The 9,525-nt window shown below is 68.9% G+C and carries 10 protein-coding genes; 6 read left to right on the top strand and 4 right to left on the bottom strand.

Annotation, left to right across the window (positions count from 1 at the left end; genetic code table 11):
• Nucleotides 1-456 precede the first annotated feature (456 nt).
• Nucleotides 457-861, top strand: coding sequence for a DMT family transporter (locus JM949_RS06090; RefSeq protein ID WP_238432671.1), 405 nt, complete (start codon nucleotides 457-459; stop codon nucleotides 859-861).
• 19 nt (nucleotides 862-880) lie between these two features.
• On the opposite strand, the gene JM949_RS06085 is transcribed toward JM949_RS06090, so the two are convergent.
• The 3 genes from JM949_RS06085 to JM949_RS06075 form a co-directional block, all read right to left on the bottom strand.
• Entirely contained in the window at nucleotides 881-1,093 is a 213-nt protein-coding gene (locus tag JM949_RS06085; RefSeq protein ID WP_407664703.1) for a cellulose binding domain-containing protein, read from the bottom strand.
• The gene (locus tag JM949_RS39595) at nucleotides 1,021-1,650 is read right to left on the bottom strand and encodes a cellulose binding domain-containing protein (RefSeq protein WP_407664701.1); all 630 of its coding nucleotides are present in this window, start codon (nucleotides 1,648-1,650) and stop codon (nucleotides 1,021-1,023) included. Before JM949_RS39595 ends, JM949_RS06085 begins: the two co-directional genes overlap by 73 nt.
• Nucleotides 1,651-1,864: 214 nt before the next feature.
• Complete coding sequence (locus tag JM949_RS06075) at nucleotides 1,865-2,224, bottom strand: hypothetical protein (RefSeq protein ID WP_203147456.1); 360 nt, start codon at nucleotides 2,222-2,224, stop codon at nucleotides 1,865-1,867.
• A gap of 86 nt (nucleotides 2,225-2,310) precedes the next feature.
• Between JM949_RS06075 and JM949_RS06070 the strand changes: the two genes are divergently transcribed.
• The 5 genes from JM949_RS06070 (at nucleotide 2,311) to JM949_RS06050 (ending at nucleotide 8,809) form a co-directional block, all read left to right on the top strand.
• A complete protein-coding gene (locus JM949_RS06070; protein WP_203147455.1) occupies nucleotides 2,311-3,693 on the top strand; it encodes an FAD-binding oxidoreductase in 1,383 nt (460 codons plus the stop codon).
• Nucleotides 3,694-3,748: 55 nt separating this feature from the next.
• Nucleotides 3,749-4,585, top strand: a complete 837-nt coding sequence (locus tag JM949_RS06065) for an MBL fold metallo-hydrolase (protein WP_203147454.1) — start codon at nucleotides 3,749-3,751, stop codon at nucleotides 4,583-4,585.
• 149 nt (nucleotides 4,586-4,734) lie between these two features.
• Entirely contained in the window at nucleotides 4,735-5,100 is a 366-nt protein-coding gene (locus JM949_RS06060; RefSeq protein ID WP_203147453.1) for a PadR family transcriptional regulator, read from the top strand.
• Nucleotides 5,097-6,473, top strand: coding sequence for a permease prefix domain 1-containing protein (locus JM949_RS06055; RefSeq protein WP_203147452.1), 1,377 nt, complete (start codon nucleotides 5,097-5,099; stop codon nucleotides 6,471-6,473). The genes JM949_RS06060 and JM949_RS06055 overlap by 4 nt, the downstream gene beginning before the upstream one ends.
• Nucleotides 6,474-6,580: 107 nt before the next feature.
• Nucleotides 6,581-8,809 (top strand): P-loop NTPase fold protein, encoded by a 2,229-nt coding sequence (locus JM949_RS06050; RefSeq protein ID WP_203147451.1) that lies wholly within the window; start codon nucleotides 6,581-6,583, stop codon nucleotides 8,807-8,809.
• 39 nt (nucleotides 8,810-8,848) lie between these two features.
• Here the strand turns inward: JM949_RS06050 and JM949_RS06045 are convergent, their stop codons facing one another.
• Complete coding sequence (locus JM949_RS06045) at nucleotides 8,849-9,448, bottom strand: hypothetical protein (RefSeq protein WP_203147450.1); 600 nt, start codon at nucleotides 9,446-9,448, stop codon at nucleotides 8,849-8,851.
• Between the last annotated feature and the right edge of the window lie 77 nt (nucleotides 9,449-9,525).

The raw sequence follows: 9,525 nt of genomic DNA, 5'->3' as shown, positions 1-9,525 counted from the left end.
CGGCACGGCACGGCCCGCCCGGCACGGCCCGGCACGGCACGGCGGCCTCCGGCAGCCCTCGGGATTGCCCCTGGTCGGGTTGCCCGGCTGAGGGTTGAGGACTGGAGCGCCCGGGCTCTCCTCGATACCTATCGAGCTGATGTCGTAAACGATTCATCGGGAGGACGGACAGCAACAGGGCATCGTGGCCGAACCAGCAGACCAACGGCGGCGCCGCATCCCGACCCCAGCGGCAGACGAACGGCAACCCCACAACGCAACCCAAGCGGCAGACGAACGGCAACGCCACAACGCAACCCAAGCGGCGCACGGAGGAAGGGCGACGTGGCATAGGGAGGGCACGCGGCGCACGGAGGGAGGGCGACCGGGAATCACGGCTGAGGCGTCTGATTCGTTTGTGCCATCAGCTCCATAGGGGTTCGATGAGAGAGGTCGTGCCCCCGAGGTAGCGGCGACATGGGGCGGCGGCCGGACGTCGACATCGCCGGCACTAGCCTGGGCATCGAGGGTGTCATCGACCACCGAGGACTGCGAGGGCGCATGGCGTACGTGCTGCTGGGGATCGCCATCCTCGCCGAGGTGTTGGCGACCAGTCTGATCAAGAGCACTGCCGGCTTCAGCCGCCTCTGGCCGACGGTGGCCTGCCTCGCCGGGTACGCGCTGGCCTTCCTCCTGCTGGCCCAGGCCGTCAGGGAGATACCCGTCGGTGTCGCGTACGCCCTCTGGTCGGGTCTGGGCACCGCGGCCATCGTGGCGATCGGGGCGGTGTTCCTGGGCGAGTCGGTGGGGTTGGTCAAGCTCACCGGCATCGCTCTGATCATCGCCGGGGTGGTCATCGTGAACCTGACCGGGGAGCACTGACCCCGACGGGTGCCGGTGGTCAGCTGGCGGTGCAGCTCACCGCCGGCGGGGTGTTGCTGCCGGTCCAGCTACCGAGGAAGCCGAAGCTGGCGCTGCCGCCGGCCGCGAGTCGGCCGTTGTGCCCCACGTTGCGGGCGGTCACCGTGGCTCCGCTGCTGGTCAGCGTGGTGTTCCAGGACTGGGTGACGCTCTGGCCGTTGGCGAAGGTCCATCTGGTGGTCCAGCCCGTGATCGCGCTGCGCCGGCGGTCACCCGCACCTCGACCTGGAAGCCGCCCTGCCACTGGTTGGTCACCGTGTACGTCGCCGTGCAGCCACCGGCGGGCGGGGGCGTGGTGGTCGGCGGGGGCGTGGTCGGCGGGGGCGTGGCGCCGTTGCACGGCACGCCGTTCAGGCTGAACCCGGTCGGCGCGCCGCCGCTGGAGCCGAACGTGCCCTGGAGGCCGAACTCGGTGGAGCCACCGGCCGGAATGCTGCCGTTGTACGAGGCGTTGCGGGCGGTCACCGTCGATCCGGACTGGCTGACCGTGGCGTTCCAGCCGCTGGTGACGCGCTCGTCCCCGGCGTACGTCCAGGTGACGGTCCAGGTGGAGACGGCGGTGTCGCCGGGGGACACCTTGACGGTGGCGGTGAATCCGCCAGGCCACTGGTTGGGCGTGTAGGCGACCTGGCACCCCTGGGCGGCCCCGGCCGGGCCGGTGAGCACTGCCGTTGCGGTCGCGGTCAGGGTGGCGGCCAACGCGGCGACGACCATCACGGTCGAGGCGGGGCGGGCACGGAGAATCCTCATGAGAAGTCCTTCTGCCATCGAGCTTGGATGGGGGCGGTGCGCGTCCTGCCCGGTTGCGATGCGACAACCCGCCCTGGGTGCGGCGCGGCGGTGCGCCACGGCGTCTGGTCGGCGCGTACGACCGAGGTGCCCGGCTCGGGGTGGACCTGTCAGCCGCCCGGTCGCCCGGACCCGGCGTTGCCCACCCTCAATCTATTGACAGACCTCTATCGAATCAACCCTGCCGGTCAACCGAGGCGCGGAGCCGACCGATGGTCCGTAGCACCTCGTCCCGATTACCGGCGTCCTTGATCCAGTTCGGCAGTCGCGCCACCAACGTCATGCCACCTGGCTTCGAGCCCCGCTCACGCAGTCGAGCGCCGACGTATCCCGCCAGCAGGTCCAGGTGGGTGCGGTTGAACGCCCACAGCCTCCGCCCGCCGCAGCACCTGGCGCTCAGCCAGAAGGGCAGCCGGAAGAACGGATCCACCGGGCCGTCCCAGCACAGGCCCGGCGACTCCCGCGCGGACCAGGACGCCGAGTACGCGCACCGGGTGCAGGTGAGCCGCAGCGCCCGATGTGAACCAGCTCTCATCCACGCCGAATCGTCGAACTCATCGGCACCCGACCGCATCTGGATCCGGTCACCCGTTTCCGATCGAACGCGGAAGGCGAAGCTCGATGAACCCCAGCCAGGACGCAGCACAGCTCAGCGCCCAGACGACCGGACCGGTACTACTCCCCGGTGACGAGCGGTACGACGTCGAGTGCGCGTCGTACAACCTGGCCATCCCGCAACGGCCGGCGCTCGTGGTCGGCGCCGCCAACGCCGGCGACGTCCAGGTCGCGGTCCGCTTCGCCGCCGAGCGCGGTCTGCCGGTCGCGGTGCTCGCCACCGGCCATTCCGCGCTGCCCTCGGCCGGAGCGCTGCTGATCACCACCCGCCGGATGGACGGGGTCATCATCGACGCCGAGGCACGCACGGCCCGGATCGAGGCCGGCGTACGGTGGCAGCAGGTCGTCGACGCGGCGGCCACCCACGGGCTGGCGCCCCTCAACGGAGCGGCACCGACCGTCGGCGCGGTCAGCTACACGCTCGGCGGTGGACTGAGCCCGATCGGCCGTACCTTCGGCTTCGCGGCCGACCACGTCCACCTGATCGAACTCGTCACCGCGGACGGCGAGCTACGCAGGGTGACCGCGACCGACGAGCCGGAGCTGTTCTGGGCGTTGCGCGGCGGCAAGGGCAACTTCGGCGTGGTCACCGCGCTCGAATTCGCCCTCTTTCCGGTCAGCCAGCTCTACGGCGGTGGTCTCTTCTTCCCGGGCGAGCGGGCGGGCGAGGTGCTCACGGCGTGGGGGCGATGGACCGCCGGGGTACCGGACGAATTGACCTCGTCGGTCGCGTTGCTGCGACTGCCACCGGCCCCCGAGGTGCCCGAGCCGCTGCGCGGCCGGCTGGTGGCGCACGTACGGATCGCCTACCTCGGCACGGCCGAGGAGGGCGAGCGGCTGATCGCCCCGCTGCGCGCGATCGCCCCGACGCTGATCGACTCGGTGACCGTCATGCCGTACCGCGCGGTCGGCTCGATCCACGCCGATCCGCCGACCCCGATCCCGTTCGTGGACCGCTCCGCGTTGCTGCGGGAGTTCACCCCGGACCTGGTTGACACGATCATCGCCCAGGTCGGCCCCGGCACCGGCAGCCCGCTGACCGTGCTGGAGATCCGGCACCTCGGTGGGGCGCTCGACCGCCGCCCGGAGCCGGGGAACGCGATCGACCTGCGGGGTGCCGCGTTCACCCTCTACGCCGTCGCGATCGGCGGCCCGGACCAGGCCGAGGCCGCCCAGCAGCAGCTGACCCGCCTGATCCAGGCCGTCCGGCCGTGGAGCACCGGCGGACGGTTCGTGAACTTCCTGGGCGCCAGCGACGCCACCGCCGAAGGGGTCGCGGCGGTCTATCCGCCGGAGACCTACCGACGGTTGGTCGCGATCAAGCGCGGCTACGACCCCACGAACGTCTTCCGGGTGAACCACAACATCAACCCGGACCGAGGTGTGTAGATCTGAAACAGAGCGGACCCCACCCCAAGCCCTGACACGAGACTGGAGAATCCCCATGCGGTACGCCGTTCACCACGTACGCCGGCCCAGCCTGACCCGGGACCTGCCGTACGGCCCGGAGGACCTGCTCTGGGTGACCAACACCGCCACATTGCTCATCGGCGAGCAGGACGCGGTGCTCGTCGACACCTTCCTCACGGTCGAGCAGAACCAGCAGTTGATCGACTGGGTCCGGTCGTTCGGGCGCCGGCTGACAGCCGTCTACGTCACCCACGGCCACGGTGACCACCTCTTCGGCCTGAGCCAGCTCGCGGAGGCGTTCCCCGGGGTGCGGGCGGTGGCCACCGAGGCAACCACGGCAGCGGCGAGGGTGCAGACCGGCACCGAGATGGTGAGCACGTTCTGGCAGCCGCTCTTCCCCGGCCAGATCCCCGACCACCTGACGCTCCCGGAGCCGCTCGACGAGGATCACCTCGAACTCGAAGGGCAACGGCTGGAGATCATCGAGACCGGGTTCACCGACACGGCGGCGAGCACTGTCGTCTGGGCACCGGATCCCCGGGTGATCGTGGGTGGCGACGTGGTCTACAACGACACCCACCCGTTCCTGGCCGAGAGCACCGCCCCGACCCGTCGGGAGTGGGCCGCGACGCTCGACCGGCTTGTCGAGCTCGAACCGGCCGCCGTGGTGGCCGGGCACAAGAACCCGGACCGGCCCGACGACCCGCGAATCCTCGCGGAGACGGCGGCGTACCTGCGCGAGTTCGACATGCTCGACGCCCGCACGACGACCGCCGAGGAGCTGTACCGGGAGATGCTGCACAGGCACCCACGGCGGGTCAACCCGGGCTCACTGTGGGGCGCCGCGAAGCGGGCGAAGCAACGTCCCTAGCGGGGGCACGGGTCGCCGTCCTCGTCGACGAACCCGAGGACGACTGACCGCAGGGTGCCTCGATCGCGGGACCCGCTGGCTGTTGCGCCCTACAATACCTAGAACTACTATGCATCGTACTTCTAGGGTTGGAGGCGCGGTGAGGTCTTGTGAAGGTCACTAAGGATCTGGTGGCCGCCTCGGCCACCCCCATGGTGCTCGGCATCCTGGCCGAGGGTGAGAGCTACGGCTACGCCATCCTGAGGCGGATCAGCCAGCTGTCCGGTGGCGAGCTGGACTGGACCGAAGGGCTGCTGTACCCGTTGTTGCACCGGCTCGAGCGGCTCGGCCACGTGGAGTCGAGCTGGCAGTCGGTCGCCGGCGAGCGGAAGCGCAAGTACTACCGCATCACCGACCGGGGCCTGGCCGAGCTGGCCGAGCAGCGCCGGCAGTGGGACACCGTGGTGGGTGCGCTCAAAGAGATCTGGCATGACCGGGTGCCGCTGACGGTCGATCCGCTGGAGGGCCTCGCATGACGCCGCACGGTGGGCAGGAGGAGCTGGAAGCGCAGTTCGAGCAGTGGCGGCGGTACGTGCTCCGCCGCCGAGAGCTGCAACCATCGGACGCCGACGAGTTGGAGGACCACCTCCGTGGCTCCGTCGACGAGCTCGTCGCGGCGGGCCTCAGCCCCGACGAGGCGTTCCTGGTCGCGGTCAAACGGATGGGCAGCCTCGACGAACTCTCCCGCGAGTTCGCCCGGGAGCATTCGGAACGACTGTGGAAGCAGTTGGTGTTGACCGCCGACGCCGGCGGCACTGTCGCCGGCACGCGCTCCCGGCGGGATCTGTGGGCCATGCTCGGCTGCGCGGCAGGAGCGGTGCTCTCCGTCAAGGCGCCCATCCTGTTCGGGCTGACCCTGGCCGACGACGGCCCGTTCTACGCGCGGAACTTCACAATCTTCGCGCTGCCCTGGCTGGCGGCGTTCCTGGCCTGGCGCCGCGCCGCCCGACGACAGGTGATCGCGATACTGGTGGCGCTGTTCGCGATCGGCGCGGTGGCGGCCAACGCCTACCCCCTGGCGGAGGACTCGCAGTCCGTGGTCGTCACCGGCATCCACCTGCCCATCGCGCTGTGGCTCGTGGTCGGTCTGGCCTATGTCGCCGACGACTGGCGGTCCTCCCGCCGACGCATGGACTTCATCCGCTTCACCGGCGAGTGGTTCATCTACTTCGTCCTCATGGCCCTCGGCGGCGGGGTGCTCGCCGCCTTCCTGTTCAACACGTTCCAGGCCATCGGGATCGTCCCGGAGGAGTTCATCTCGCAGTGGCTGCTGCCCTGCGGCGCCGCGGCGGCGGTCGTGGTGGCCGGGTGGCTCGTCGAGGCCAAGCAGAGCGTCGTCGAGAACATCGCGCCGGTCCTCACCCGGCTGTTCACTCCGCTCTTCACGGCCGCCCTGCTCGCCTTCCTCGTCGCCGTCGCTTGGACCAGCCACGGCATCGACGTCGAGCGCGAAGCGCTGATCCTGTTCGACCTCCTGCTGGTCGTGGTGCTGGGGCTGCTGCTCTACTCGCTCTCGGCCCGCGACCCACTGGCCCCGCCCGGCGCGTTCGACAAACTCCAGCTCGCGCTCGTGGTCAGTGCGTTGGCCATCGACGTGCTCGTGCTGGTGGAGATCACCGGGCGGATCACCGACGACTACGGCAGCACGCCGAACCGGGCCGCCGCGCTCGGCGAGAACGTCATCCTGCTGGTCAACCTCGCCTGGTCGGCCTGGCTGCTGCTGGGTTTCCTGCGTCGGCGCACGCCGTTCGCGGCGCTCGAACGGTGGCAGACCGGCTACCTACCGGTGTACGCCGGATGGGCGTGGATCGTGGTCCTCGTCTTCCCACCGTTGTTCAACTACGCCTGACCGAAAACCACTATCGCCTGACCTGGACGAGCAGGACAGCTGACCAGGCACACATCGCTGTCGTGTAGTGGGATGCCAGCCCCATCCTTATCGTCCATGATCTATCAGTGACTCCCGCACGTCGACCATCGGATCTCCACATCGAGGATGAGACAGCAGTCATCCTCGACCCACAGGCACACCTGGACCGCCTGGTCCGCGCGCTACTGAACGCCGGTGATGAGTTCAAGGTCCTCGCGACGGATCAACCGGCGATCCTTAAGGAGGTCCTGGCACGCCAAGATCGCGTGTGGCAGCAGGTTCGCGGAGAGGCAGAGGTTGCCATGCACGCGCTCCTACGCGCGCGCGAGGCACGCGACCCGACGCTCCTGTTGATCGCCGCGGGCGCATTGGCCGCAGGTGTTCTCCTGCTCCTCGTCGCCGATGTCGTGAACTGGCCCTGGCGGTCCCTGCGAATTGGCGACGCCTGGGTAGTCATTGCCTCGGTAGCAGGCCCACTGGTAGTCGTCCTACTCAACGCGTACGCCGTCAGTCGCGACAGACGGCGTCGGTTGCTCCTTCAGCAGGCCTTGACCCTGGGTCAATACACGACACGTGTCGACGCCGAGATCGAAATGCTCCTACGGTTCGTCCTCAACGAGCGTGCAGGCGACGCCGCCTCGCACGGATCGTTGCTGAGCACCAACCGGGCGCCGACTCTGGTCGAGTTGAACGGCTACCGCGACGTCGTTCCGTCACGCACGTACCGATCTCTCAAACAGTTCATCCGCCAGCATCGGACCTCCGCCGTCGGGCTGGCCGGTCCGAGAGGTGCTGGCAAGACGACGGCCATGCTGAGCATCCTGCGTGACCCTGACATCGGCTGTGTCGGCATACACCTGCCCACTCCGGTGTATTACGAGCCCGGCGAATACCTGCGATTGATTGAGCTGCGCTTGGCTCAGGAGGTATTGGGCGACGAGGGAGTCGAGCCCGGGATGTTCCCGAAGCTGTTACGGGACAGCCCTGCCCGCATCATCCGCGCAGCGCTAGCCGGCACGCTCTGGCCGGTCGTGCTACTGGGTGCATGTCTCGTGCTCGCCTTGGACAACGCCACCATGTTCGTCCCGACGATGACCGTCAGCCTGATCACGTTGATGGCCGGCATGATCGGGGCGGTCGCTCTCACCAGCACGATCAGGCTGGTGTGGCGGTATCTCGCCCGACGCGGCCGGCGGCTGCGCGCCGCGAGCCCCGCAGCCCGGCTCGCCTACGACCGACTGATGGACCTGCGATGGCAGGCGGCCATCAAGAGGACCGCGAAGACGACCGGCCGATCGGCGTGGCTGACCGGAGAGGCATCGAGCGAGGTCGCGCACACTCAGCGCGAGCTGTCACACCCCGAGAACGTCGAGGGCGTACGCCGGTTCCTGGCGCAGGTCGCTGAACTCACCGGACAGCCAGTGATCGTGTGTGTGGACGAACTCGACAAGATCGCCGACGCGCAGCAGGCCGTTGACCTTGTCAACGCGTTGAAGGACCTCTTCCACATCGAGGGCGTCCATTTCATCGTCTCGGTCTCCACCGACGCCATGCACAGCTTTGCCGCACGCGGTGTTCCCGTTCGGGACGTCTTCGATTCCTCGCTCGACACCGTCATCTCGATCGCCCGGCTGTCGTGGGCTGAGTCCCGCGCCCTCCTGGACCGACGCGTACTCTACTTTCCCGATGCTGCGGCGGCTTACTGTCACGCCTGGTCCGGCGGTCACGCTCGTGACCTCATTCGCACTGCCAGGGCAATGATCGACGCGTCTCGCGATGCCACGACGGCCGTGCCAGTCATCAACGCCGTCGACTCGATCGTGCGTGCCGACGTGGCCGAGACCCTGGAGGCAGCCTATGGAACGCTGCCCGAAGGCACGGACATCGAGTTTCGAGTGCGTCTGGTCGAACTCACGCACCTGGTTCGCCGGCCGTCCACCGACCTTGCCGAAACCATCACCGAGCACCTGCCGTCCGTGACGGCCGCCGCCGACGCGCCGGCAGCCCCCGCGTTGTTACGCGCGCTCGCCCCGTATCTACTGCTCGCGGCCAACGTCTGGCGTGTCTTCACTGTGCCGAGGAGCCCACGCCAGTGGGCCGACAGGAACAGCGCCATTGACATCACGGACACCGCCGAGGCGCTCGCGACCGCGCGGTGGGTACTGGCCACCCGGCCGGTGGAGGCGGCGATGCTGCTCGCCGACAACGAACTGCGCACCCTGGTCGAGCGCAACCGGCACGTCGGCCCAGCACGGCCCGACAGCAGTTACCAGGACGCTCCCCAAGTCGTCGGTGCTACTCGGGAAGCGCCCTGATCAGCAACGGATCACGGTACGTGGTCCGGTCCGGTCCGGTCAGCTCAGTCGCTCGAACACCGAGAACGGGTAGACCCAGGCCGGGTTGAAGATCAACCCCAGCCGGTGCAGATACCGCTGACAGGTGTTCGGCTGCGCCGGATCGGTGCAGAAGGTCACCCACAGCTCGGAGTACCCGTCCTTCTCGGTCGGGCTGTAGCTCACGACCTGGTCCCGCACCACGAACTGCATCGAGGTCAGTCGGGGGTCCTGCACGTCGTTGGGGAAGGAGAGCGACGTGTCCAGGCCGTACAGCACGATCTCGTTGGCGAACAGGCAGACGCTCGCCTGGAAAAACAGCTCGTAGATGGTGGTGTAGGTGGCGGTCTCGTAGACCTCCTCGGAGACCTCCTCGCGATAGCAGGGGGTGCCGGGCGGGAAGGCCGCCGGCGGGGGAACCGGGATCACGTTGGTCCCGACGCCGCCGATGGCGCGGGCCGACCTGCCCGACGACACCACGCCCAGACCGCCGTCGGCACAGACCGCCTTCGTCGCGCAGACGGCCGCGTCGGGCGGCGCCGCCACGGCCGCCGTCGGGACGGCGAGTGTCGCCGCGAGCACGGTCAGGGCCAGAACCAGACGCTTGACATGTACGGACACATGACCTCCATCGAGTGTGATGAGTGCGCTGTGCACGCGAGCAGGATGGCCGATCGGGGACAACCCCTGGCCCGAAT

Origin of the sequence: Micromonospora tarensis (genome assembly GCF_016803395.1) — a bacterium.
GTDB classification, from domain to species: domain Bacteria; phylum Actinomycetota; class Actinomycetes; order Mycobacteriales; family Micromonosporaceae; genus Micromonospora; species Micromonospora tarensis.
The sequence above is the reverse complement of the archived record's forward strand: the minus strand, read 5'-3'. Positions and strand labels throughout refer to the sequence as shown.